Annotated in this window: 22 protein-coding genes; 18 read left to right on the top strand and 4 right to left on the bottom strand. The window is 72.5% G+C overall.

Annotation, left to right across the window (positions count from 1 at the left end; translation table 11 throughout):
• Positions 1-2: 2 nt before the first annotated feature.
• From L6241_RS06855 to L6241_RS06820, 8 genes are all read left to right on the top strand, one after another.
• A complete protein-coding gene (locus tag L6241_RS06855; protein WP_368245492.1) occupies positions 3-1,523 on the top strand; it encodes a DUF58 domain-containing protein in 1,521 nt (506 codons plus the stop codon).
• A complete protein-coding gene (locus L6241_RS06850; RefSeq protein WP_368245491.1) occupies positions 1,520-3,901 on the top strand; it encodes a transglutaminaseTgpA domain-containing protein in 2,382 nt (793 codons plus the stop codon). Before L6241_RS06855 ends, L6241_RS06850 begins: the two co-directional genes overlap by 4 nt.
• Complete coding sequence (locus tag L6241_RS06845; RefSeq protein ID WP_191563094.1) at positions 3,898-8,289, top strand: FtsK/SpoIIIE domain-containing protein; 4,392 nt, start codon at positions 3,898-3,900, stop codon at positions 8,287-8,289. The genes L6241_RS06850 and L6241_RS06845 overlap by 4 nt, the downstream gene beginning before the upstream one ends.
• A 139-nt stretch (positions 8,290-8,428) precedes the next feature.
• Complete coding sequence (locus L6241_RS06840; protein WP_368245490.1) at positions 8,429-8,701, top strand: WXG100 family type VII secretion target; 273 nt, start codon at positions 8,429-8,431, stop codon at positions 8,699-8,701.
• 100 nt (positions 8,702-8,801) lie between these two features.
• On the top strand, positions 8,802-9,059 hold the full coding sequence (locus tag L6241_RS06835; RefSeq protein ID WP_191563096.1) for a WXG100 family type VII secretion target: 258 nt from the start codon (positions 8,802-8,804) through the stop codon (positions 9,057-9,059).
• 274 nt (positions 9,060-9,333) lie between these two features.
• Entirely contained in the window at positions 9,334-9,555 is a 222-nt protein-coding gene (locus tag L6241_RS06830) for a biotin/lipoyl-binding carrier protein (RefSeq protein WP_123093815.1), read from the top strand.
• 199 nt (positions 9,556-9,754) lie between these two features.
• Positions 9,755-10,027, top strand: coding sequence for a WXG100 family type VII secretion target (locus tag L6241_RS06825; protein WP_368245490.1), 273 nt, complete (start codon positions 9,755-9,757; stop codon positions 10,025-10,027).
• 99 nt (positions 10,028-10,126) lie between these two features.
• Positions 10,127-10,384 carry a WXG100 family type VII secretion target gene (locus L6241_RS06820; protein WP_191563096.1) on the top strand — a complete coding sequence of 86 codons (258 nt, stop codon included), beginning with the start codon at positions 10,127-10,129 and terminating at the stop codon, positions 10,382-10,384.
• 243 nt (positions 10,385-10,627) lie between these two features.
• Here L6241_RS06820 and L6241_RS06815 read toward each other — a convergent pair whose 3' ends face one another.
• Positions 10,628-11,719: an inositol-3-phosphate synthase gene (locus tag L6241_RS06815; RefSeq protein ID WP_068270794.1), complete on the bottom strand. Its 1,092-nt coding sequence runs from the start codon at positions 11,717-11,719 to the stop codon at positions 10,628-10,630.
• Positions 11,720-11,765: 46 nt separating this feature from the next.
• A complete protein-coding gene (locus L6241_RS06810; protein WP_368245489.1) occupies positions 11,766-12,311 on the bottom strand; it encodes a PadR family transcriptional regulator in 546 nt (181 codons plus the stop codon).
• A gap of 214 nt (positions 12,312-12,525) precedes the next feature.
• Here L6241_RS06810 and L6241_RS06805 point away from each other — a divergent pair, with 214 nt between their 5' ends.
• From L6241_RS06805 to L6241_RS06760, 10 genes are all read left to right on the top strand, one after another.
• A complete protein-coding gene (locus tag L6241_RS06805; protein WP_368245488.1) occupies positions 12,526-13,107 on the top strand; it encodes a SigE family RNA polymerase sigma factor in 582 nt (193 codons plus the stop codon).
• A complete protein-coding gene (locus L6241_RS06800; RefSeq protein ID WP_368245487.1) occupies positions 13,104-14,054 on the top strand; it encodes a hypothetical protein in 951 nt (316 codons plus the stop codon). The genes L6241_RS06805 and L6241_RS06800 overlap by 4 nt, the downstream gene beginning before the upstream one ends.
• Before the next feature lie 117 nt (positions 14,055-14,171).
• Complete coding sequence (locus L6241_RS06795; protein ID WP_368245486.1) at positions 14,172-16,538, top strand: transglycosylase domain-containing protein; 2,367 nt, start codon at positions 14,172-14,174, stop codon at positions 16,536-16,538.
• A gap of 1 nt (position 16,539) precedes the next feature.
• Positions 16,540-17,859 (top strand): hypothetical protein, encoded by a 1,320-nt coding sequence (locus L6241_RS06790; RefSeq protein WP_368245485.1) that lies wholly within the window; start codon positions 16,540-16,542, stop codon positions 17,857-17,859.
• A 145-nt stretch (positions 17,860-18,004) separates the two neighbouring features.
• Entirely contained in the window at positions 18,005-18,292 is a 288-nt protein-coding gene (gene rpsF / locus L6241_RS06785; RefSeq protein ID WP_068270775.1) for a 30S ribosomal protein S6, read from the top strand.
• 79 nt (positions 18,293-18,371) lie between these two features.
• Positions 18,372-18,998 carry a single-stranded DNA-binding protein gene (locus L6241_RS06780; protein ID WP_368245484.1) on the top strand — a complete coding sequence of 209 codons (627 nt, stop codon included), beginning with the start codon at positions 18,372-18,374 and terminating at the stop codon, positions 18,996-18,998.
• An 81-nt stretch (positions 18,999-19,079) separates the two neighbouring features.
• The gene (rpsR, locus tag L6241_RS06775) at positions 19,080-19,316 is read left to right on the top strand and encodes a 30S ribosomal protein S18 (RefSeq protein WP_068270764.1); all 237 of its coding nucleotides are present in this window, start codon (positions 19,080-19,082) and stop codon (positions 19,314-19,316) included.
• Positions 19,317-19,349: 33 nt separating this feature from the next.
• On the top strand, positions 19,350-19,796 hold the full coding sequence (gene rplI, locus L6241_RS06770) for a 50S ribosomal protein L9 (protein WP_123093497.1): 447 nt from the start codon (positions 19,350-19,352) through the stop codon (positions 19,794-19,796).
• A 142-nt stretch (positions 19,797-19,938) separates the two neighbouring features.
• On the top strand, positions 19,939-21,576 hold the full coding sequence (locus tag L6241_RS06765; RefSeq protein ID WP_368245483.1) for a hypothetical protein: 1,638 nt from the start codon (positions 19,939-19,941) through the stop codon (positions 21,574-21,576).
• Between the two features lie 74 nt (positions 21,577-21,650).
• Positions 21,651-23,183, top strand: a complete 1,533-nt coding sequence (locus L6241_RS06760; protein ID WP_368245482.1) for a gamma-glutamyltransferase — start codon at positions 21,651-21,653, stop codon at positions 23,181-23,183.
• 76 nt (positions 23,184-23,259) lie between these two features.
• On the opposite strand, the gene L6241_RS06755 is transcribed toward L6241_RS06760, so the two are convergent.
• Positions 23,260-24,162, bottom strand: coding sequence for a TauD/TfdA dioxygenase family protein (locus tag L6241_RS06755; RefSeq protein WP_368245481.1), 903 nt, complete (start codon positions 24,160-24,162; stop codon positions 23,260-23,262).
• Complete coding sequence (locus tag L6241_RS06750; protein ID WP_368245480.1) at positions 24,159-25,517, bottom strand: LLM class flavin-dependent oxidoreductase; 1,359 nt, start codon at positions 25,515-25,517, stop codon at positions 24,159-24,161. The genes L6241_RS06755 and L6241_RS06750 overlap by 4 nt, the downstream gene beginning before the upstream one ends.
• Positions 25,518-25,535: the final 18 nt, after the last annotated feature.

The raw sequence follows: 25,535 nt of genomic DNA, 5'->3' as shown, positions 1-25,535 counted from the left end.
CGATGACGACGCCCCCGTCCGGTCCGAGCCGGCGCGGCCCCGAGCCGTCGCGCGGCCGCGGTCGGGTGCGCCCGCAGCCCGTCGAGGAGGACGCGCCCACCCTTCGCCCGGGGCAGCTCGACCGCTCGGGCGGGCCGGGCCAGGTCCCGCCCGCCCCCGCCCCGACCCGTCCTGAGCAGCGCGCCGCCCCGACGCCGATGGAGGTGCGTCAGGAGCGGATGGCGGAGGGTCAGCGGCTGCGCGCGACCGGCCAGCGCCGCACGGTCACCCTCCCCGTGCCCGTCCAGGCGGTCCGGAGCACGAAGGGGGGCGCGGCCGCCGCCCTGCGCGCCTCGGCCCGCGGGGGCGAGCGGGTCCGCACGACGTGGTTCGGCGGGCTGCTGTCGTGGGTCTCGCCGCTCGGCTGGTCCGTCCTCGCCCTCGGGACGGCGGCCGTCGTCGTCGGCCTCCTGCTCGCGTGGGTCGAGGTCGTCACCCTCGGGGTCGCCCTGCTCGTCGCCTGCGCACTGTGCTTCGCGCTCGCCGTCGGGCGCACCCACCCCCGCGTCGAGCTCACCGCCCGTCCCTCACGGGTGCGGGTCGGGGAGCGCGCGGCGGCCGAGGTCGTCCTGCACAACCCCGGGCACCGTCGGATCCTGCCCTCGCGCGTCGAGATCGCCGTCGGCGAGGACGTGCGCACCATCGACCTGCCCGCGCTGCGCCGCGGCGAGCAGGTCCGCCACGAGCTGCCGGTGCCCACCGACCGGCGCGGGGTCGTCGAGGTCGGTCCCGTGCGCACCGTCCAGGAGGACCCGCTGCGCCTCACCAACCGCACCCGCGTCTTCGGCGAGGTCAAGCAGCTCTTCGTCCACCCGAGCACCCGGCCGCTGGAGTCGGGCGCCCACGGCCTGCTGCGCGACCTCGAGGGCGAGGTCACCCCCGAGCTGTCGATGGCCGACATCAACTTCCACGCGCTGCGCGAGTACGAGCCCGGCGACGACCGGCGCTACGTCCACTGGCGCAGCTCGGCCAAGCACGACCGGCTCCTCGTGCGGCAGTTCCAGGAGACGCGTCGCGCGCACCTCACCGTCATCGTCGACGTCGACCCCTCCGGGTACCGCGCCGAGGAGGACGTCGAGGCCGCGATGGACATCGCCGCCTCGCTCGTCGTCCAGTCCATCCGCGACGAGCAGGAGGCGACCGTCGTCGCCGGCGACCGGGTCGCCTCGCGGACGACGATCCCGCTCACCCTCGACACCATCGCCCAGGCCGGTGTCGGCCGCGCCGACCTGCTGAGCTCGGCGCGCCGCGCGGTCGCCCTGGCCCCCGACAGCTCGGTCGTCGTCCTCGTCACCGGGCCGCGGCGCGCCTTCCTCGAGCTGCAGCAGGTGCTCTTCCAGTTCGACGTCGAGGTGCACCACGTCGCCCTCCTCGTCGACGGCGGGGCGAGCGCCTCCCTTCGCCGGCAGCGCGGCATGACGATCGCCACCGTCGGCGGTCTGGACGAGCTGCACCACGTCCTGTCCGGGCTGAGCACCGCATGAGCGTCGTCGGCGCCCCTCGCGAGGGGATGATCAAGCCCCAGCTCACCGGCGGGCAGCGGGTCCGGGCGACGCTCGGGCGGATGCGCCCCGGCCCGGAGCACCTCGTCGACGCGGGCTTCGCCGTGCTCGTCGTCGCGCTCGTCCTCGTCGGGCTGCGCACCTCGGTCTTCGGCACGCACTCGCTCCTCGCCGGGGTCGTCGGCGTGCTGCTCGGGCTCGTCCTCGGGCACGTCCAGGCCACCTACCGGTGGCCGCTCGTCGCCATCAGCGCCCTCACCGTCGTGCTCTACCTGCTCGTCGGGGCTCTCGTCGTCGTCCGCGACGACCTGCGCTTCGGCGTGCTGCCGACCCTGCGCACCTTCACCGACCTCGCCGGCGCGCCGATCCACGGGTGGAAGCGCTGGCTGACCCTCGTGCCACCGGTCGACGCCGGCGGTCAGATGCTCGCCCTCGTCTTCTTCGTCGCCGTCGTGGGGACCCTCGTCGTCTACGCGACCGCCCGCCGTCACCGCTCGGCGCTCCTCGTCGCCGCCCCGGTCCTCGTGCTCCTGTGCGTCGTGCTCCTGATGGGCACGCAGGCGCCGGCGTCCCCGCTCGTCCACGGGGTCGCCCTGCCCGTCGCCCTCCTCGCGTGGTTCGCCCTGCGGGCCCGGCGCGGCCAGGAGCGGCGCGGGCGGCCCGCCCTCTCCCGGCTCGCCCTCGGGGGCGGGATCCTCGCGATCTCCGCCCTCGTCGCCGGTCTGCTCGGCCCGCTGCTCGGGGATGCCGACCCGTCGGAGCGCTCGACGCTGCGCGCCGAGGTCTCACCGGTGCACGACCTCAGCTATCTCACGAGCCCGCTCGGCGAGTTCCGCAGCTACACCGAGCAGTCGCCCACCCGGTTGTGGGACACCGAGCTCTTCCGCGTCGGCGGGGTGCCCGTCGGCGCACCGCTGCGCCTGGCGACGCTCGACTCGTGGGACGGCACGACGTGGGGGGTCACCGGGCTCGACGAGGCCGGGGGCGACCCGCGCCGGGCCTTCCAGCTCTTCGGTCAGCGGGTGGGCGTCTCCGACAGCGCCGGCCGGACCCCGAGCGAGATCACCGTCGAGGTGCCCGAGGAGGGCTACGACGGCCCGTGGGTGCCGACGACCGGCAGCGTCCAGGGCATCACCCTCGACGAGCCGACCGCCGAGCGCGTCGACGGCAAGGCCTGGCTCAACCTCTCGACCGACGCGGTCCTCGTGCCCTCGGGGCTGCAGGCCGGCGACCGCTACACGCTGCGCACGGTGCTCACCGAGTCGCTCGGCGAGGAGCTGCCGCAGAGCCTGCCCGTGGCTCGGGGGTCGCTGCCGATGGGGGCGAGCACCGACTTCGTCGAGCCCCGTCTGCGCGCGTGGGCGGCGGACGAGAGCGACCCGTGGCGGCGCTTCGTCGCCGTGGCGACCGCGATGCGCGAGGAGGGCACGTACACCGACGGCCTGCCCGCGATCTCCGCCGAGGGCTCGACCTCGGCCGCGTACCGGCAGCGGGCGGCCGAGGCGCTGCTCGTCCACGGCCCCGGCCACGGCACCGCCCGCCTCACCGACTTCCTCGGGCACGACCCGCTCGCCGGCGACGACGAGCAGTACGCCGCGGCGCTCGCCCTCATGGGCAACCGGCTGGGCATCCCGACCCGCGTCGTCCTCGGCGCCGTGGCCACCCAGGACGGCGTCGTGCGCGGGCGCGACGTCCACGCGTGGGTCGAGGTGCAGCGCGCCGACCGGTCCTGGTACCCCGTCATGCCGCAGACCTTCATGCCCGACCGCGAGACCGCGCCGCCGGAGCAGATGAAGGCCTGGGACGCGCCGGCGTCCGAGCCGCTCCCGCCGCCGCCCCCGCCCCCCGTCGTCCAGAGCGACCCCACGGACTGGTCCTCGCCGCGCACCTGGCCGCTGTGGGCCAAGGCCCTGGCCGTCCTCGTCGTCCTGCCCCTGCTCCTCCTCGCGATCGCCCCCCTCGTCGGGGGCGTGCGCCGCGTCCTGCGCTCGCGCACCGGCGACCCCGACCAGCGCGTCGGCCGGGCCTGGGCCGATCTCGTCGACGAGGCCCGCTCGATGGGTCTCGACGTCCCCCTTCGCGCGACGCGTCCCGAGCAGGCGATGGCCCTCGGCCCGCCGGTCGACGCGATGCCCGTCGCGGTGGCCGCCGACGCCCTCGTCTTCGGGGAGCGACCGGCCGACCCTGCCGCCGTCGGGGCCTGGCTGCGCGACCTGCGCGCCGTGCGCCGTCGGGCCCGTCGCTCGGCCGGTCTCCCGGCCGCTCTCGTCGCCCGCACCGACCCCCGGCGCGTCGTCACCCACGACGTGCCCGCTGACCACGCCCCGCGCCGATCCCGTCGGAAGGCTGACCGGACATGAAGCTCATGCTCACCCTGCGAGGGTCGAACGACAAGGACGTCGACCTCGTCGCCACCGTCGACGGTCGCACGACCGTCGGCGACCTCGCCGAGCACCTCGTCCTGTCCGACCCGGACCGCCAGTCCGGAGGCGACTACTACGCGCGCTCCGACCTCGGCACGCACACCCTCGCCCTCGTCGACGAGAACTACCGCGCCGTCGACCCCGGCACGACGGTCGCCGAGTCCGGTCTGCGCAGCGGCGTCCACGTCGCCGTCACCCGTCGCTCCAGCGGGTACGAGGACAAGGCGGCGCCGCTGGCGACCGCCGTCGTCGTCGGCGGCCCGGACGAAGGGAGGGAGTTCCCTCTCCAGCGCGGCACCTCCCACGTCGGTCGCGGGCGCGACTGCGAGATCCAGGTCAACGACGGGTCAGTGAGCCGGCGGCACGCGAAGCTCCTCGTCGCCGACGTCGTCGAGGTCACCGACCTCGGCTCGAGCAACGGCGTCGTCGTCGACGACGAGCGGATCGACCGCGCGATCCTGCGCGAGGGCGAGGCCTTCACCGTCGGCGACACGACGATCGAGATCCGCCAGGCGCGCGCCGCCGCGGGGGTGACGATGGGTGACAGCGGCACCGTCGCCTTCTCCCGCAGCCCGCGCATCGCACCGGTCTACCAGGGGCTCGTCTTCGAGGTCCCCGACCTGCCCGAGCGCGGCAAGCCCCAGCGCATGCCGCTGGCGATGATGCTCGTCCCGCTCTTCATGGGTGCGACGCTCTTCGCGGTCACGCGCAGCCCGTACACGATCATGTTCATGCTCATGATGCCGGCGATGATGATGGCCAACGCCTACGAGTCGCGGCGCCGCGTCCGCCTCGACTTCGAGGACGCGATGAACGACTTCCGCGAGGACATCGGCTACCTCGTCGAGGACATCGAGGCCGAGCTCGACCGCGAGCACGACATGCGCCGGCTCGAGCACCCCGCCGTCGCCGAGACCGGTGAGGCCGTGCGCCGGCACCACCCGCTCATGTGGACCCGGCGCCCCGGTGAGCCCGGGTACCTCGAGTACCGCCTCGGTCTCGGCGTGCGTCCCAGCCGCTCCGAGATCAAGCTGCCGAAGATGGGTCGGACCCGCGCGGAGGCCTGGCTCGAGGTCTCGCAGACGATGCAGGGCCTGGGCCACGTCGCCGACGTGCCCGTCACCGCCCACCCGCTCATCGACGGTGCCATCGGCATCTCCGGCCCCCGTGACGAGGCGCTGGCGATGGCCCGCTCGCTCGTCGTGCAGACCGCGGCGCTGCACTCGCCGGCCGAGGTCGTCCTGTGCGCCCTCGCCTCGACGAAGTCCGCCCGCGACTGGGACTGGGTGAAGTGGCTGCCCCACACGGCGTCGCCGCAGAGCCCGATCGACGCGCAGCACACGGCGAGCTCGGGCCCGGGCTGCTCGGCGCTCATGGAGCAGCTCGAGGGCTATGCGAGCCGCACGATCGAGAAGGGCAAGCCGACGGGGGTCAACGTCGTCGTCCTCGTCGAGAACGACGCGCCCGTCGACCGGGCCCGCCTCGTCCAGCTCGCCGAGCGCGGCTGGCGCTCCGGGGTCGTCGTCGTGTGGGTCGCGCCCGTCACCGAGCAGCTGCCGGCGGCGTGCCGCACCTTCGTCGAGGTCGAGACCGGCGGTCGGGCCCGCGTCGGCTACGTCGCGCCCGCCGAGGTCGCCCAGGACGTCACCGCCGACGTGCTCTCCTACGAGCAGGCCGTCGTCGCCGCCCGGCGGCTCGCCCCCGTCACCGACTCCGGCGCGCTGTCCGAGGACGACTCGGACATCCCGCGCTCGGTCTCCTTCCTCGCCCTCGTCGGCACCGAGCTCGCGAGCTCGCAGATGGCCGTCATCGAGCGGTGGAACGAGAACCGCTCGATCCTCACCGGCCGGCACGCCCCAGCCACCCCGAGCCGCAAGCCGGGCTCCCTTCGCGCCGTCCTCGGCCAGAGCGCGCTCGGGACGTACAGCGTCGACCTGCGCACCGACGGGCCCCACGCCCTCGTCGGCGGCACGACCGGTGCCGGCAAGTCCGAGCTGCTCCAGGCCTGGATCCTCGGCATGGCCACCGCCCACAGCCCGCAGCGGGTGACCTTCCTGCTCGTCGACTACAAGGGCGGGTCGGCCTTCCGCGACTGCGTCAACCTGCCGCACACCGTCGGCATGGTCACCGACCTCTCGCCGCACCTCGTGCGGCGCGCGCTCGAGAGCCTGTCGGCCGAGCTGCACTACCGCGAGCACCTGCTCGCGCGCTTCAAGGCCAAGGACCTCGTCGAGCTCGAGCGGCGCGGCGAGGTCGAGGCCCCGCCGAGCCTCATCATCGTCGTCGACGAGTTCGCGGCCCTCGTCCAGGAGGTCCCGGACTTCGTCGACGGCGTCGTCAACATCGCCCAGCGCGGCCGCTCCCTCGGCATCCACCTCATCCTCGCCACCCAGCGCCCCGCGGGCGTCATCCGCGACAACCTGCGCGCGAACACCAACCTGCGCATGGCGCTGCGCATGGCCGACACCGACGACTCGACCGACGTCCTCGGCACGCCCGAGGCGGCGTACTTCGACCCGGGCCTGCCCGGTCGCGCGATGGCGAAGTCCGGCCCCGGGCGGCTCGTCCCCTTCCAGACCGGGTACGCCGGCGGGTGGACGAGCGACACCCCGCCGCCGCCGGACATGCTCGTCGAGACGCTGAGCTTCGGCGCCCCCGTGCGCTGGGAGCTGCCCGCGACGCCGAAGACGCAGGAGGACGACGAGCTCGGCCCCAACGACATCCAGCGCGTCGTCGAGGTCGTCGAGGCGGCCCGGGTCGAGGCCGAGATACCGGTGCCCCGCAAGCCCTGGCTGCCCGAGCTCGAGCCCGTGTACGACCTCGCGAAGCTGCCGACCGACCGGCGCGACGACGAGCTCGTCATCGGCATCTCCGACAACCCCGCACTGCAGTCGCAGCCGACGATCTCCTTCCGCCCCGACGCCGAGGGCAACCTCGCCGTCTACGGCGCGTCCGGGTCGGGCAAGAGCGCCTTCCTGCGCACCATCGCCATCGCCGCCGGCTTCACGGTGCGCGGCGGGCCGTGCCACGTCTACGGGCTCGACTTCGGCAACCGCGGGCTGTCGATGCTCGAGACGCTCCCGCACGTCGGCAGCATCATCTCGGGCCAGGACGAGGAGCGCGTCAAGCGCCTCATCAACCACCTGCGCGAGGTCATCGAGGAGCGCGCCGTGCGCTACAGCAAGGCGAACGCCTCGACGATCACCGCCTATCGCCAGCTCACCGGCCGGCACGACGAGCCGCGGATCTTCGTCCTCGTCGACGGCCTGACCTCTTTCCGCAGCGCCTACGAGTCGACCGGTGCGCTCATGAAGTGGCTCGACGCCTTCACCTCGCTGCTCGGCGACGGCCGGCCCGTCGGCGTGCACTTCGTGCTCTCCGTCGACGCGCGCAACGGCCTGCCCGTCTCGATGGGCTCCTCGGTGCAGTCGCGCTTCGTGCTGCGGATGGCGACGGAGGACGACTACTCCTTCCTCGGCGTCCCCGCCGACGTCCTCACCGCCGAGTCCGCTCCGGGGCGTGGCATCTTCAAGAAGCGCGAGGTCCAGGTGGCCGTCCTCGGCGGCACGCAGGACGCCTCGGAGCAGTCGCGGATGGTGCAGGGCTTCGCCGACGCGATGCGCAAGAGCGGCACGGCACCGGCGCCGGAGATCGAGTCGCTGCCGGAGGTCGTGCACGCGGCCGACCTGCCCCGGGTCGTCGACGGCCTGCCCGTCCTCGGCATGGACTCCGAGCAGCTCGCGCCGTGCACCTTCGAGCCGCGCGGCGGCTTCGTCGTCACCGGTCCTCCCGGCAGCGGTCGCACGACGACGCTCGTGCAGCTGCTGCGCTCGATCTGCGCTGCGGACCCGAGCACGGAGATCTACGTCGTCAGCCTGCGGCGCAACAGCGAGCTGCTCCACCTGCCCGAGGTCACCGGCACGGCGACGAAGGAGGAGGAGATCACCGCGCTGTCGGCGACCCTCAAGGAGAAGGCGCTCGCCGAGGGCGGGCCCCACGTCGTGCTCGTCCTCGAGAAGCTCGACGACCTCGCCCAGATGCCGTACCAGAACCCCCTCCAGGAGTGCGTCAAGCCGCTCGTCGACAACGACCACTTCGTCATCGCCGAGGCCGACCCGTCGGCCATGACGACGAGCATGGGTCTGCAGGGCCTGGTCAAGGGGTCGCGCTCGGGCATCGCGCTCGTCCCGGACGGGTCGGAGAGCTCGATGATCTTCAAGACGACTTTCCCGCCGCTGCAGCGCGTCTTCATGCCCGAGGGCCGCGGTGTCCTCGTGCGCCGCGGGCGTGCGCAGATCGTCCAGGTCGCGCTGCCGCAGCGCTGAGCAGGCGCCCGGGACAGGGGGAGTGCTCCCCATGGTCCGGGCGCCTACCTCTTAGTAGGTTCGTCGCACACGGACCGCAGGGGCGAGAGCACGGCCGGTCCGGTGCACGAAGCACATATCTCGAGCAGGAGGATTCGACATGGCTTGGCTGGGTATGAACCTGGAGACGGTCTCGGGTGAGATCCCGAAGTGGAGCAGCCTCTCTGAGGAGGTGGGCTCGATCATCACCAACACGAACACGCAGGTGCAGGCGGCGAACGAGGCGTGGAACGGCACGGACTCGGATCAGTTCGTGGGTGACTGGAATGACAAGTACCGCCCGGCGCTGGAGCAGATCAAGCAGATGATCGATCAGCTGGTGGATCAGCTGACGCAGGACGTGAACCAGCAGCGGGAGACCTCGGGGGCCTGACCCTTTGTGGGTTGGTCGTCGCAGCGGTCTTTTCTGACGAGCTTTCTTTTTCTTCGACACGAGTAGGAGCAGTGCTATGGGTGGGAATCTGACCGAGGGTATGGACACCGATCGGATCCGTGAGGTTGCGGGTCAGCTGCAGACGCAGGCGGGCAAGATCGGTGAGGTGCAGCAGAACGGGACCTCGCAGCAGGGGACGCTGGCGGAGAACTGGTTGGGGTCTGACTCGGAGGCGTTCGGGCAGGCGTGGCAGCAGGCGGCGAAGGCGTTGCAGCAGGCCTCGGATGCGATCACGGCGTACTCGAAGGCTGCGCTGGATCAGGCCACGCAGCAGGACGAGGCGTCCAAGGGTCGCTGAGCCCGACACGGGCACGGGCGAAGGGGTGGTGGCCAGTGGCCACCACCCCTTCGTCATCCCCCGTCCGCGTCCTCGAAGCGAGTCACAGGGGCCACGAGTTTCTCGGGTCACCCGATAAACCCCCGCTCTGCATGAGTACCGGACTCGTGCGAAGCGGGGGTAAGTCATGCGAAGGGGGAGCGAGGCCTCCTCGTCACGGCCCCGGGGTGCGACGGGGGAGCGAGGGCGAAGGGGTGGTCAGGGCGCGCCTCGCCCTGCCCTAGGCTGGTGTGCCATGGATCACGTCGTCGAGTCTGAGCTGGTCGCCAACGTCATCGCGGTGCACGTCGCGCCCGATCAGGACGTCGCGCAGGGCGACGAGCTCGTGCTGCTCGAGTCGATGAAGATGGAGATCCCCGTCCTCGCTGAGCACGCCGGCCGCGTGCGCTCGGTCAAGGTCGACGTCGGCGACGTCGTCCAGGAGGGCGAGACCCTCGTCGTCCTGTCCGTCGACTGACGGGCCGCACACCGGGCAGCGGTCGTCTGCCCGTCCTCGCCCACCCTCGCTCAGCCGTGAGAACCGTTGTGCCACAACGGCATTCGTCGTACCTCCCCGCGGGGGAGTCCTCCCCATTCTCAACGCGCCTCGTCCTGCCTAGTGTTGTCACCAGTCGGGCGGGGAAGCCGCTCGAGCATCTCGAGCAGGAGGATTCGACATGGCTTGGCTGGGTATGAACCTGGAGACGGTCTCGGGTGAGATCCCGAAGTGGAGCAGCCTCTCTGAGGAGGTGGGCTCGATCATCACCAACACGAACACGCAGGTGCAGGCGGCGAACGAGGCGTGGAACGGCACGGACTCGGATCAGTTCGTGGGTGACTGGAATGACAAGTACCGCCCGGCGCTGGAGCAGATCAAGCAGATGATCGATCAGCTGGTGGATCAGCTGACGCAGGACGTGAACCAGCAGCGGGAGACCTCGGGGGCCTGACCCTTTCGGGTTGGTCGTCGCAGCGGTCTTTTCTGACGAGCTTTCTTTTTCTTCGACACGAGTAGGAGCAGTGCTATGGGTGGGAATCTGACCGAGGGTATGGACACTGATCGGATCCGTGAGGTTGCGGGTCAGCTGCAGACGCAGGCGGGCAAGATCGGTGAGGTGCAGCAGAACGGGACCTCGCAGCAGGGGACGCTGGCGGAGAACTGGTTGGGGTCTGACTCGGAGGCGTTCGGGCAGGCGTGGCAGCAGGCGGCGAAGGCGTTGCAGCAGGCCTCGGATGCGATCACGGCGTACTCGAAGGCTGCGCTGGATCAGGCCACGCAGCAGGACGAGGCGTCCAAGGGTCGCTGAGGTCCTGGTTCGGGACAGCGCGAAGGGGTGGTGGCCAGTGGCCACCACCCCTTCGTCATGCGCGGGGAGCCGGGTCAGAGCGAGGCGCCGGTGGTCTCGAGGCTCGGGCGCTGGGCGCCCGTCGCACCTCGACCATCGATGTCACCGCTGCGGCTCAGCGCTCCTGCCATCTGAGGAGCGCTGAGTCCTCGCTCCCCCGGGCGGGCGGCTCCTTCGTCGCCGACCACCCTCCTCCGCTGCGGCTCAGCGCTCCTCGGTGCCGGCGATGAAGGCCTCGAGCTTCGCGCGGCCCTCGGTGTCCTCGCGCTGCTCGGGCGGGGACTTCATGAGGTAGGAGCTCGCGGAGAGCAGGGCGCCGCCGATGCCGCGGTCCTTGGCGATCTTCGCCGCACGGATCGCGTCGATGATGATGCCGGCGCTGTTGGGGGAGTCCCACACCTCGAGCTTGTACTCGAGGTTGAGCGGGACGTCGCCGAAGGCGCGACCCTCGAGGCGCACGTAGGCCCACTTGCGGTCGTCGAGCCACGCGACGTAGTCCGACGGGCCGATGTGGACGTTCTTGTCGTCGATCTTGCCGGCGAGCGGGCCCTCGAGGTTGCTCGTCACGGCCTGGGTCTTGGAGACCTTCTTGGACTCCAGGCGCTCGCGCTCGAGCATGTTCTTGAAGTCCATGTTGCCGCCGACGTTGAGCTGGTAGGTGCGGTCGAGGACGACACCACGCTGCTCGAAGAGCTTGGCCATGACGCGGTGCGTGATCGTCGCGCCGACCTGGCTCTTGATGTCGTCGCCGATGACCGGCACGCCCGCGGCCTCGAACTTCGCCGACCACTCCGGGTCGGAGGCGATGAAGACCGGCAGGGCGTTGACGAAGGCGACGCCCGCGTCGATGGCGCACTGCGCGTAGAACTTGTCGGCCTGCTCCGAGCCCACCGGCAGGTAGGAGACGAGCACGTCGACCTCGCGGTCCTTGAGGACCTGCACGACGTCGACGGGCTCGGCCGGCGACTCGTCGATCGTCATCGCGTAGTACTTGCCGATGCCGTCGAGGGTGTGGCCGCGCTGGACCTCGACACCGCTCGTGGGGACGTCGGCGATCTTGATGGTGTTGTTCTCGCTGGCGCCGATCGCCTCGGCGAGGTCCTTGCCGACCTTCTTGTCGTCGACGTCGAAGGCGGCGACGAACTCGACGTCGCTCACGTGGTACTCGCCGAACTGGACGTGCATGAGGCCGGGGACGTGACCGTCCGCGGGCGCGTCCTTGTAGTACTCGACACCCTGGACCAGCGAGCTGGCGCAGTTGCCGACGCCGACGATCGCGACGCGGATGGAACTCATGTGGTGCTCCTCGGTTGTGGTGATGGTGGTCGAAGGGGGACGAGGGTCAGGCCGGTGGACCGGGACGGTGCTCGGCGTCGATGAGCTCGGTGAGCCATCGCACCTCGCGCTCGGTGGAGTCCTCGGCGTGGCGCTGCAGGGCCGCGGTCCACGAGTCCATGCGGTCACGGGAGCGCTGGGCGCTCGAGCGCATCGTGTCGAGGCGCTCCTCGAGGCGGCTGCGCCGGCCCTCGAGGATGCGCAGCCGGGTGTCGCGGTCGGTGCGCGAGAAGAAGGCGACGCGCAGCTCGAAGCCGTCGTCCTCCCAGGCGCCCGGGTCGATCCGGGCCGCCTGCCGGGCGAACTCCTCGCGGCCGGCCTCGGTGAGGGCGTAGGTGATCCGGGGGCGCTTGCCCGTCGGTGCCACCTGCGCGTCCTCGACGATGAGCCCGGCCTGCATCAGAGCCTTGAGGCAGGGATAGAGCGTGCCGAAGGAGAGCGCCCGGAAGGCCCCGAGCGCGGCGTTGAGCCGACGACGCAGCTCGTAGCCGTGCATCGGGGACTCGTGGAGCAGCCCGAGGACGGCGAAGTCGAGCAGCGCTCGACGTCGCATCCGTCCCCCCTTCGCCTCTGGCACCCGTGGACTGTAACGCAGATATATCGCTTCGATAGGTCGGCGACGTGCGACCGGGGTGTCGCGACACGGCGGCGGGGGCCTCGTCCCCGGGCCGGAGGAGCCTGGCGGGGGAGGATGGAGGAGCAGCAGGGTGAGCGACGCAGCGGGAGAGGACCCGGTCGGCGTCTAGAGGGATGTGACAGCAGTGGCGGTGCGACGCAGGGCGGGGATCTCGACCCCCCGTGCCGCCGTCGTGCCCTTGCGGCCCGCGACGGCCGAGCGCGTCTCGCCCCAGGATCGGGCCGAGACCGCGAGCGTCGAGGCCTTCGTCGCCGCCCGGGGCGAGCAGCTCCTGCGCCTGGCCTACCTCGTCACCGGCAGCCACGCCGACGCCGAGGACCTCCTCCAGGACACCCTCGCCGACGTGCACCGCAAGTGGGACCGCGTGCAGGCCAGCGACCACCCCTACGCCTACGTCCGCACGATGCTCAACCACCGCCACATCTCCGGGCGCCGTCGCAAGTGGCACGGCGAGCACCCCACCGACCCCGCCGACGTCGTCGCGCTGGACCGACGGGCGAGCGACCCGACGAGCGCCGTCGACGAGCACGACGAGCTGTGGCGCCTCCTGGCCACCCTGCCCCCGCGCATGCGCACGGTCCTCGTGCTGCGCTACTTCGAGGACCTCGACGACGACGAGATCGCCCAGACCCTCGGCATCGCGGTCTCGAGCGTGCGCGCGAGCGCGAGCCGGGCGCTCTCCGCCCTGCGCACGAAGGGGGTGTCGCGATGACCTGGTCGGACGACGAGCTCGACGCGCTGCTGCGCTCGACCCTCGCCCGGCGGGCCGAGGACGTCGACTTCGAGCCCGGGCGGTGGGTCGAGGACCGGTCGGCCGCCCGGCCGACACGTGCCGAGGTCTGGCGCTCCCGGGCCCTGCTCGCCGGGGCCGGCCTCGCCGGCGCGGCCGCGGCCGCCGTCATCGTCATCGGGGCCCTCGACGCCGCGAGCACCTCGCCCGCCCCCGGGCCTCCGACCCAGGCGATCCCGGCCCCGACCTCGACGCGTGACACCTCGATCACCTCGTCGCCGACGACGGCGCGGGTGCCCTCCGCCTCGCTCACCCTCGACCCGGGCACGCCCACCGGTACCGGTGCGCCGCAGCCTCGCCCGGCGCCCGCCGTCCCCGCGCCGAGCAGCAGCCCGCAGGACCTGACGGCGACCCCGCCCACCTCGTCCTCGACGAGCTCGGGCGGGAGCGGGCCGAGCTCGACCCGCCCGCCGGTCGTCGCCGACCCTCGTACCCCCGACGACCCGCCGGTCTTCCGCACCTCGCCGCCCGTCGACACCCCGCCGACGACGTGGGAGCCGCCACCGCCCACCTCCGACCCGGCGCCGTCCCCTTCGCCGACCTCCACGACCGTCGAGGACCCGGTGACCCCGGTCGTCACCGTCGTCGCGAGCACGGGCGGGTCGCCCGTGCTGTGCGGCCCGGTGCACACCTGCCCCGAGCTCCTCGCGACGACCCAGGACCTGCCGACCGGGGTCTACACGCTGCGCTGCACGGGGTGGAGCACGCCGGCGGGGACACCGCTCGGCGAGGTGACGACCACCCTCGGCCCGGAGCCGACGACGACGGCGACCGGGTGCTACGCGAGCACCGCGATCCCCCAGGTCGAGGTCGCCGTCCTCGACGACGAGGGCGTCGTCGTCGCCACGACCGGCCGGGTCGACTGGTAGCGCCCGGCCCACGAGCGGGCTCTTGCTGAGCCCGGTCTCAGGCTCAGCCGTCATACTTGGCGTGCCCGGCGCGCCGCTGACGCGCGCCCGAAGACCCTCACGACCCAGGAAGACCAGATGCCGCAGACCCCCCGCTCCCGAGCCGAGGCCAAGGCCACCCGCTCGCGCTCCGGACGGTCCCGCCGTCGACCCGACGGCCGCCGTCGCCGCCGCGGAGGATGGTTGCGCAAGATCGGCCTGGGGGTCCTCACCCTCGCCCTGCTCGGGGTCATCGGCATCGGCATCGCCTACGCGATGACCGACGTGCCCAAGCCCAACGAGCGCGCGACCCAGCAGGCCTCTGTCCTGTACTACTCGGACGGCAAGACCGTGCTCGACCGCGTCGCGCAGGTCAACCGCGAGTCGGTCGACATCGCGAAGGTGCCCCGCGACGTCCAGGAGGCCTTCCTCGCGGCGGAGGACCGCTCCTTCTACGAGAACGACGGCATCTCGCCCAAGGGCATCGGCCGCGCCGTGTGGGTCACCCTGCGCGGTGGCGAGCAGCAGGGTGGGTCGACGATCACCCAGCAGTACGTGAAGAACTACTACCTCACGCAGGACCGCACCCTCAGCCGCAAGGCCAAGGAGCTGCTCATCTCCGTCAAGATCGACAACGAGCTGAGCAAGGAGCAGATCCTCCAGGACTACCTCAACACCATCTACTTCGGCCGCAACGCCGACGGCATCCAGACCGCCGCCCGGGCCTACTTCGGCAAGGACATCAGCAAGCTCGACGTCTCCCAGGGCGCGCTCCTGGCCACCGTCATCCGCGGTCCCTCCCTCTACGACCCGCGCCTGGGTGCCGAGCAGCGCGAGGTGGCCAAGGACCGCTGGGCCTACGTGCTCGACGGGATGCTCGACGAGGGCTGGATCACCCAGGAGGAGCGCGACGACGCGACCTTCCCCTGGACCCGGCCCATCGCGACCGAGCAGGGCGCCAGCGACGACCTCGGCTTCGTCACCGAGGAGGTGCGCGACGAGCTGCGCACCCGCCTCAAGCTCACCGACGCGCAGATCTCCCAGGGCGGCTTCAAGATCGTCACGACGATCGACAAGCGCGCGCAGGACTCGGCGCGACGGGCGGTCGAGGAGAACTACCCCGAGGGCGACCGCGCGAAGAACCTCCACATCGGCCTGGTCTCCATCGCCCCCGGCGACGGTGCCGTGCGCGCGATGTACGGCGGCGAGCGCTTCGGCAAGGGCAGCTACTTCAACGACGCGCTCGACGGCAAGATGCAGGCCGGCTCGACGATGAAGCCCTTCACGATGCTCGCCGCGCTCGACAAGGGCATCCCGCTGTCGACCGTCTACTCGGGCTCGAGCCCCTTCTACAGCGAGGACTTCGCCTACGACGGGCCGGACGCGACGGACATCCAGCGCGCGGGCGGCGTCGTCAACTACGGCAACGCGAGCTACGGCCCGGTCGACATGCGCACCGCGACGCAGAAGTCGATCAACACCTACTACGCGCAGCTCAACCTCGCGGCGACGCCGAAGAGCAGCGCCGCCGCGGCCAAGGCGGCCGGTGTGCAGGGGTACGACGGGGGCAAGAAGATCCCGTTGTCGACCTCGCCGTCGAACGTCTTCGGCACCGACTCGGTCCGCGTCTTCGACATGGCGAACGCGTACGCGACGATCGCGGCTCAGGGCAACCGCGCTCGCCCGTACTTCATCGCCTCCGTCAAGGGCAACGGCGCGTACGAGATCGACTACGAGGTCAAGAAGGACGTCCGCAAGGCCTTCCCCCAGGACGTCAGCCGGGACGCGATCCAGGCGATGAGCCAGGTCGGCGCCCCGGGAGGCACCGGGTACCCGACGGTCGCCAACCTCGGTCGCCCGGTCGCCGGCAAGACGGGCACGACGTCGAACAACTACGCGGCGTGGTTCAACGGCTTCACCCCCGGTCAGCTCGCGACCGCCGTCGGCATCTATAAGGGTGACGGCAGCCTCGTCGAGAAGAACCAGCTCGTGAACATCGGCCAGTACTCCGAGGTCACCGGCGGCACCCTGCCTGCGACCATCTGGACCGACTTCATGATCGGCGCGCTCAAGGGCGAGCCGGTCAAGCAGCTGCCCCCGGCGGGCAACGTCCAGTACCGGCCCCAGCCGGGCGTGACGACCTCGACCCAGCCGCCGGCCCCGACGACGACCCAGCCGCCGGCGCCGACGACGACCCAGCCGCCGAGCACGACCACCTCGTCGAGCACGACGACGGAGAGCAGCACGTCGAGCTCGACCTCGAGCAGCAGCACGTCGAGCACGTCGAGCAGCACCTCATCGACGTCGACGACGTCGCCGTCGTCCACCTCGACGCCGCCGCCGACCTCGACCCCGCCGCCGACCTCGACCCCGCCGCCGTCGACGACGCCACCCCCGTCGCCGCCCTCGCTGCCGGTGACCCCGCCGACCGCCGGGGCGTCCACGACGAGCGGCACCCAGGACTGACGTGCGGCAGGACCTCCTGCCCGCCCCGGTGAGCGCGATCATCGGCGGGCCCCTCGGCCGGCGCGCGAGCGAGCGCGCCTCGTCGCTGGCCCAGCTGCTCTCGCTCGTCACGGCGATGACGGCGATCCCGCTCGTCCTCGGCGTGGCCCGGCAGGGCCACTGCGTGGCGAAGGGGTGGTCCGGCGACGAGCAGTTCTGGCGGGGCTGCTTCTCCGACCTGCCCGCGCAGTACCAGATCGCCGGCCTCGACCGCGGCGTCGGCGCGTGGGTGCGCGGTGACGTGCCGCTCGAGCCGCTCCCGGTGCTCTCGGGCGCCATGGCGGCGGTCGCGACGCTCGTGCCGGACGGCTCGTGGCTCGCCCAGACCCGGTGGTACTTCGCGCTGTGGGCGGTGCTCGTCGCCGTCCTCGCGATGTCGTGCGTTGTCGCGGTGGGGCTGACCCGTCCGCACCGCCTCGACCTCGCGACCCAGCTCGCCCTCAGCCCGGTCTACGTCGTCGCCGCCTTCCTCAGCCCCGACCTGCTCGCCGTCGCCCTCGTCCTGTGGGCGATGTGGGCCTGGGAGCACGACCGACCGCGTGCCACCGGGGTCCTCCTCGGCGTCGCGCTCCTCGCGCACGGCTACGTCCTCGCGGTGCTGCTCGCGCTCGTGGGCACGGCGCTCGCCCAGCAGCGACGCGCCGAGCTGCGTCGGGCGCTCGTCCCGGCCGCGGTCGTCGTGCTCGTCCTCGGGCTCGCCAGCGCGCTGCTCGCGCCGGGCGTGTGGCGTCGCCCGCTCGAGGTGCTCACCGGCAACGGGTCCGGCTACGGGTCGCCGTGGCACGTGCCGGCGCTGCTCGGGCACCCGCTGCCCGTGTGGTCCGTCCTCGTGCTCGTGGCCCTCGGCTGGCTCGCGGCCCTCGCGCTCGGCCTGTGGTTCCTCAGCGCGGCCTGGCGCACCCCGACGTGGGCCCAGCTGAGCGCCTTCGTCGTGCCGGTCGTCGCCATCACCTCCCGCGCGACGCCTGTCCAGGCGGCCCTGTGGGTCGTGTCGCTGGCGATCCTCGCGGGCGTCTCGTGGCGCACGCACCTCGGGCTCGTCGCCGTCGAGGTGGTCCACGCGAGCGCGCTGTGGCTCTACATCGGCGGGCTGTCCGACGCGGCGAAGGGGTTGCCCGCCGCCTGGTACGTCGTCATCACCCTCGGCCGGGCCCTCACCTGGGGCTTCCTCATGTGGTCGGTCTGGTACACCCCGAACGACACCCGCGGCGAGCGGCACGGGCCGCCCCCGGGCCAGCCGGCCCCGCCCCGCGCCGTGCCGGAGCCGCACCCGGCCCGATGATTTCGGGGCGGATCCCCCTTCGGGCTACCCTGGGGTGTCCCTCGTGCGATCTCGACGTCTCGTCGCGCCCGCACGCGGGTACGCAGCAACCCTCCTGTCACGGAGAGACCGTGACCGTCAAGACCGAAGGAGGCGGGTTATCAGCATGCGTCAGTACGAACTCATGATCATCCTCGACCCGGAGCTCGACGAGCGGGCCGTCACGCCCACGCTCGAGAAGTTCCTCACCGTCGTCACCAAGGACGGCGGCACCGTCGACAACGTCGACGCCTGGGGCCGTCGCCGCCTGGCGTACGAGATCGAGAAGAAGTCCGAGGGCCTCTACGCCGTCGCGACCTTCACCTGCGAGCCGGCCACGAGCAAGGAGCTCGACCGCCAGCTCGGTCTGAACGAGCAGGTCCTGCGGACCAAGCTCATGCGCGTCGAGGCCTGAGCCCCGACTCTCACCAGCGCTGTCGGTGCGAACCGGCACGCTCATCGGACACGATCACCACCAGGGACAAGGGACAGGCATGGCAGGCGACACCGTCATCACGATCATCGGCAACCTCACCGGCGACCCCGAGCTGCGCTTCACGCCCAGCGGTGCGGCCGTCGCGAACTTCACCGTGGCGAGCACGCCGCGGCAGTTCGACCGCCAGAGCAACGAGTGGAAGGACGGGGAGACCCTCTTCATGCGGTGCTCGGTGTGGCGTGAGGCCGCCGAGAACGTCGCGGAGTCGCTGACCCGTGGGTCCCGCGTCGTCGTCCAGGGCCGCCTGGTCTCCCGCTCGTGGGAGGACAAGGAGAGCGGCCAGAAGCGCTCCGTCATGGAGATGCAGGTCGACGAGGTCGGTCCCTCGCTGCGCTACGCCACCGCGAAGGTCACCAAGACCCAGCGCGGCGGCGGTGGCGGCGGCGGCTCCTGGGGCGGCGGGCAGCAGGGCGGCGGCGCTCAGGGTGGCCAGGGCGGCGGCTTCGGCGGCCAGTCCGAGGACCCCTGGGCCACCGGCGGCCAGCAGTCCGGTCAGGGCGGTCAGGGGGGCAACCAGGGCGGCTTCGGCGGCCAGGGCGGCTCCCAGGGCGGTGCCCCGAGCGGCGGTCAGGGCGGCGGCGGTGGCTGGGGCAACGCCCCCAGCTACGACGAGCCCCCCTTCTGACCGGTCGCGTCCACACCCACTGAAACACCCCATCCCGAGGATCACCCTCGGGCTCACCTCAGCTAGAAGGAGAGCACCACGATGGCCAAGCCCGTTGTGCGCAAGCCCAAGAAGAAGGCCAACCCGCTGAAGGCGGCGAAGGTCGAGAACATCGACTACAAGGACGCTGCGCTGCTGCGCAAGTTCATCTCCGACCGCGGCAAGATCCGTGCGCGTCGGGTCACCGGCGTCTCCGTCCAGGAGCAGCGCCTCATCGCCAAGGCGGTCAAGAACGCCCGCGAGATGGCTCTGCTGCCCTACTCGTCCAGCTCGCGCTGAGCCGGCTGCACGAGAACTTCGAAGGAGAACGACATGAAGGTGATCCTCACCCACGAGGTCAGCAACCTCGGTACCGCTGGTGACGTCGTCGACGTCAAGCCGGGCTACGCCCGCAACTTCCTCTTCCGTCGCGGTCTGGCCACCCAGTGGACCAAGGGCGCGCAGAAGCAGGTCGACGCGATCGCGGCCGGTCGCGCAGCCCGCGCCGTGAAGTCGCTCGAGGAGGCCCAGTCGATCAAGGGCAACCTCGAGGCCAACCCGGTGACCGTCACCGCGCACGCCGGTACCGGTGGCCGCCTCTTCGGCGCCATCACGAGCACCGAGGTCGCGCAGGCCGTCGCCGACGGCGGTGGCCCGTCCATCGACCGTCGCACGATCGAGATCCCGACGCCGATCAAGGCCGTCGGTCCGGCGCAGGCGCTCGTGCGTCTGCACCCGGAGGTCCAGGCGACCGTCACGCTCGACGTCGTCGCCGGCTGAGCACGACCCAGCAGCACCCCTCGAGGGGCCGACCACCACGGTGGTCGGCCCCTCGTCGTCTGGGTACTCCTCCCCATACCGGCGCGGTCGCATTGCGACCTACCCTGGGCGGCAACGCACTCGTCTAGCAGGGGGTCTCCTGATGTCGTACCCGCCCAACGGTCAGCCCGCCCCGCCCCCCGGTCACGGGGGGCCCGCCGGTGGTGGCTTCGGCCCGCCGCCGCCCCAGGGCTACGGCCCGCCCGCCCCGCAGGGCTACCCCGGGCCGCAGGGCTACCAGGGTCACCCTGCCGGCCCGGCGTACAGCCCCGGCTACGGCCAGCCCCCGGTGCCCCCGCGGCGCACGGGCCGCGGCGCGAAGATCGCCGCCTTCGGGGCGGCCGGCGTGCTCGGGCTCGGTCTGCTCGGCGGCGGTGCGGTCTTCGCGTACTCGAAGGTCAACGGCTCGGGCCCCCAGCCCGAGGAGGCCCTGCCGGGCAACGCCGTCGCCTTCGCCAAGGTCGACCTCGACCCCAGCGCCGACCAGAAGATCGACGCCTACCGCTTCCTGCGCAAGTTCCCCGACGCCAAGGACGCCGTGGGCAACCCGGCCGACGACGCCGACCTGCGCAAGGTGATCTTCGAGGGCATCCAGAAGGAGGGCGGCCTCGATGGTCTGAGCTATGACTCCGACGTCGAGCCCTGGCTCGGCGACCGCTTCGGCGTGGCGATGCTCGCCGGTGGCGAGGGGGAGGAGCCCACGGGCGTCGTCGCGCTCGCGGTCACCGACACCGACAAGGCCAAGGCGGGCCTGGCCAAGGCCACCGGCGCCGAGGGCGGGTACTGCAGCGTCGGCGACGCCTTCGCCATCTGCGGTCAGGACCAGGCCGTCGTCGACAAGGCCGTGAACGACGCCGCCTCGGGCAGCCTGGCCGACTCCGCGAACTTCTCCGACGACATGAAGGCCCTCGGCGAGGACGGCCTGATGACCGCCTGGGTCGACGGCGACGCCGCCTCGAAGATCGCCGGCGCGGCGATGATGGGCGGCGGCGGCTCGACCGGCCAGTCCTCGGGCCGCGTCGCGATGGCGCTGCGCTTCGACGGCCCGACCCTCGAGCTCGCCGGCACGGCATCGGGCCAGCAGGCCGGGATGCTCTCCGACGACGACGTCTCCGTCGACTCGCTGCCGTCCGACGCGACGGGTGTGCTCAGCGTGCGCGGTCTCGGCCCGGCGGTGAAGACGATGTGGAGCGACCTCGAGAAGCAGGCGAAGGGGGTCGTCGGCGACGACCAGTGGCAGTCGGGCCTGGACGAGGCCCGCACCGCCACTGGGCTGTCCCTGCCGGACGACCTCGCGGCGCTTCTCGGCGACGACACCTCGGTCGTCATGGGCGGCCCCGCCGCCGACGGCGTGCCGAAGATCGCGCTGCGCAGCAACGGCGAGAAGGCGAAGGCTGACACGCTCGTCTCGACGCTCAGCGGCCAGAGCGGCTCCCCGCTCCCGCTCGTCACCAAGGACGGCAGCGACGGCACGTACGTCCTGGCGACCGAGGGCGGGTACGCCTCGCACGTGGCGACCGGCTCCGGCCTCGGTGACTCCGACGCCTTCACGGACGCGGTGCCCGACGCCGACGACGCGAACGCCGTCGCCTACGTCGACATCGAGCAGGTCGTCGCCCAGTACGGGCAGGACATGGACGACGAGGCCAAGCGCAACCTCGGCGGCCTCAAGGCCCTCGGGATGAGCGCCAGCAGCGACGGGGACCGCTCCGACTTCCGGGTGCGCCTGACGACCCGCTGACCTGCGGTCGCGACGGGGGAGACCACGGCTCGCCGCCGGTCTCCCCCGTCGCGCGTCCTCCTACGATGAGCGTCATGACCGTCCCCGCCGCCATCGCGGCCCCCAACCTGGCCGCGGCGCATGCCGGACGTGCGGTCGCGCACGCCGGGGGGAACGCGGTCGACATCGCGCTCGCCGCGATGCTCACGGCGATGACGAACGAGCCGGGTCTCGTCAGCTCGATGGGCAGCGCCTTCATCACCGTGTGGACGGCCGGCGAGGAGCCGGAGGTCATCGACGGCAACGTCGTCATGGCGGGCCTGGGCCGGCCGCGCTCGGCCTTCGGCGGAGGTCTGCACGAGGTCACCTCGACGTACGGCGGGGGCGTGAGGCTCATGGCCGGTCACGGCTCGGTCGCCGTGCCCGGGGCGTGGTCGGGCATGGGCACCGCCCATGAGCGCCACGGGCGCGTCGACTGGTCCGAGGTGCTGGCCCCCGCGATCGCGCAGGCGCGCGAGGGCTACCGGCTCGGGCCGGCCGCCGCGACCTACCTCGCGCTCGTCGGGCACGACATCTACGGGTGGTGCGAGGACAGCGCCGCCCTGCTCGTGCCCGGGGGCCGGGTCGTCGAGGCGGGCGAGCTCATCCGCGACGAGCCGCTCGCGCAGACCTACGAGCACATCGCGCGGGTCGGCTGGCGCGACGTCTACACCGGGGAGATCGGGCGGCGGATGGTCGCCGACATGGACGCCCACGGCGGCCTCGTCTCGACGCAGGACCTCGAGCGCTTCGCGGCCCAGGTGCGCGACCCCCTTCGCCTCGACGTCGGCGCGTGGGACCTCGCGACGAACCCGCCGCCCTCCGTCGGCGGGCCGATGCTGGCCCTCATGCTCGGCGCGCTCACGCGGCGCTCGCGGGCGGACTGGTCGGACATCATCGACATCCAGCGTCGCGTCCTCGGCTACCGCGTCGGGCATCACGACGTGAGCCCCGACCTCGAGGAGGCGGGGTGGCGGGCCCTCGAGGCCGCTCAGCGCTACGGGCTGGCCGGGCTGCCGACCTCACCGAGCACCGCCCACGTCTCGGTCGTCGACGCCGAGGGCAACGCCTGCGCCTTCACCGCGTCGTCGGGCTACGGCTCCGGGGCGGTCGTGCCGGGCACCGGTCTGCAGCTGAACAACTCGCTCGGCGAGCTCGAGCTCAACCGGCTCGGGGTGCACGCCCTGCCCCCGGGCGCCCCGCTCGCCTCGAACATGGCGCCGACGGTCGGTCGGACCCCCGACGGCCGGGTGCTCGCCATCGGGTCGCCCGGCGCCGACCGGATCACGACCGCGCTCATGCAGGTGCTCGGCCAGGGCTGCCTGCACGAGGCGCCGCTGCAGCAGGCCGTCGACGCCCCCCGCGTGCACGTGCAGGTCGGCGGGGCGCTCGGCGGCACGGTCGTCGTCGACCACGAGAGCGACCCGGGCATCGAGGCCGCGATCGCCGCGAGCGGTCTGCCCGGTCACGACCACGGCCCGCGCTCGATGTACTTCGGCGGGGTGGGCGCCGCCTACCGTCGCGAGGACGGCGCGCTCGAGGCCGCCGGGGACCCCCGGCGCGCGGGCGCCGCGCTCGTCACCGGCTGACCCCCCTTCGCCGCGCACGGGGAGCCGGGTCCCTGGTCGGCCCCGGCTCCCCGTCCGCCGTCTCGGCGGCGTGCCCTCAGTGCTGCGGCACGTAGTGCGACGCGTCGCCGACCAGTGCCCGGCTGGTCGAGCCGTCGACGCCGACCGGCACGTCGCCGGCGACCGTGACCCGGTGGAGGCGACGGGGCAGACCGTCGAAGTTGTCGGGTGCGTAGTGCTGGGTGATCCGGTTGTCGAAGATGACGACCTGGTCGGGCTCCCACGCGACGCGCACGACGTTCTCCGGGCGGGTGACGTAGGCCTGGAGCAGGCGCAGGACGTCACGGCTCTCCGTGGTCGTCAGACCGACGAAGCGTCGGACGAAGCCGCCGAGGTAGAGCCCGCGCTCGCCCGTGTCGGGGTGGACGCGCACGACGGGGTGCTCGGTCTCGAAGGAGATCGACTCGAACTGCGCACGCCGCTCGGCGTCCTTGTCGTCCTGCTGCTCCGGAGGGGTCGCGTAGTCGTAGGCGTTCGTGTGCACCGCGCGCAGCCCGTCGGCGAGCCGGCGAAGGGGCTCGGGCAGGTCGCGGTAGGCCGCCCCGGTGTTCGCGATGAGGGTCTCGCCGCCGTGCGGGGGGACGACCTTGCTCGCGAGGGTCGTCGCCCTGGGCGGGGTGAGCACGAAGGTGACGTCGGTGTGCCAGTGGTTGGCGACACCGCCGTCGACGTCGACGGGCAGCACCCGCGGCGCGCCCTCGACGGAGCGCACCGTCGGGTGGGCCGTCGTCAGCTCGCCGAAGTGCGCCGCGAAGCGCTCCTGGCCCTCGTCGTCGAGCGGCGCCCCGCGGAAGACGAGCGCCTTGTGCTCGGCGAGCGCGGCGCGCAGGAAGCCGACGGTCTCCTCGTCGAGGGGTCCGGTGATGTCGACGCCGGCGATCTCGGCGCCGATGCGGCCGGTGATCTTGCGGATGTCTCGGTCGGTCGCGACGGTGCTCATGCTGCGTGCTCCTTCTCGGTGAGGGTCGTCGTACGGGGTGCGGTCCGGGCGGCGCGGCCCGCGGGACGGGCCAGGCCGTAGTGCTCGCGCAGGGTGGCGCCGGTGTACTCGGTGCGGAAGAGGCCCCGGCGCTGCAGCTCGGGGACGACGGTGTCGACGAAGACCTCGAGCCCGCCGGGCAGGGTCGCCGGCATGACGTTGAAGCCGTCCGCCGCGCCGTGGGTGAACCACCGCTCGAGGTCGTCGGCGATCTCGTCGGGCGTGCCCGCGAGGACACGGTGCCCGCGGCCGCCGGCGAGGCGGGTGATGAGCTCGCGCACGGTGAGGTCCTCGCGGCGGGCGAGCTGGGTGACGAGCTCGAAGCGGCTGCGGTTGCCCTCGGTGACGTGGTCGACGTCGGGCAGCCGGTGGTCCAGGTCGGCCTCGGTGAGCTCGACGTCGAGCATCGCGCTCAGCTGGGCCAGCCCGTATGCCGGGACGACGAGCTCGGCGAGCTCGGCCTCGAGGGCACGGGCCTCGGCCCGGGTCGAGCCGATGACCGGGCTGATGCCGGGCAGCACGAGCAGCTCGTCGGGCCCACGGCCGTACCGTGCGAGCCGCGCCTTGAGGTCGGCGTAGAAGGCCTGCCCGTCGGCGAGGGTCTGCTGCGCGGTGAAGACCGCCTCGGCGAAGCGTGCGGCGTACTCCTTGCCGTCCTCGGAGGACCCCGCCTGGACGAGCAGCGGGTAGCCCTGCACCGGTCGGGGCACGTTGAGCGGGCCCTGGACGCTGTAGAACTCGCCCTCGTGCTCGACCGGCGCGATCCGGTCGGTGTCCGCGTAGATGCCGGCGGACCGGTCGGTGACGATCGCGCCGTCGTCGACGCTGTCCCACAGGGCCGTCGCCAGCTCGACGAACTCGGTGGCCCGCTCGTAACGACGTGCGTGGTCCGGACGGTCGGCCAGGCCGAAGTTGCGGGCCTCGTCGCGCCCCGCCGAGGTGACGATGTTCCACCCGGCCCGTCCACCGCTGACGTGGTCGAGCGAGGCGAAGGCGCGGGCCAGGCTGTACGGGTGGTTGTACGTCGTCGACGCCGTGGCGATGAGCCCGACGTGCTCGGTCGACGCCGCGAGCGCGGAGAGCAGCGTCAGCGGCTCGAAGGCGTTGTGCGAGCTGTGCCGCACGGCACCGGACAGGGCGACGTTGTCGGCGAGGAAGACCGAGTCGAGCAGACCCCGCTCAGCGGTGCGGGCGATGTCGACGTAGTGCTGCAGGGTGAGCGCCTGCTCGGGCCGGGTGGAGGGGTGGCGCCATGCGGCCTCGTGGTGCCCGTTGGGCATGAGGAAGGCGTTGAGGTGGAGCTGTCGTGAGGTCATGGGTGGGTCCTGTCGGTC

Origin of the sequence: Janibacter sp. Y6, from assembly GCF_040900765.1 — a bacterium.
GTDB classification, from domain to species: Bacteria; Actinomycetota; Actinomycetes; order Actinomycetales; family Dermatophilaceae; genus Marihabitans; species Marihabitans melonis.
This window is presented reverse-complemented; position numbering and strand designations above follow the sequence as displayed.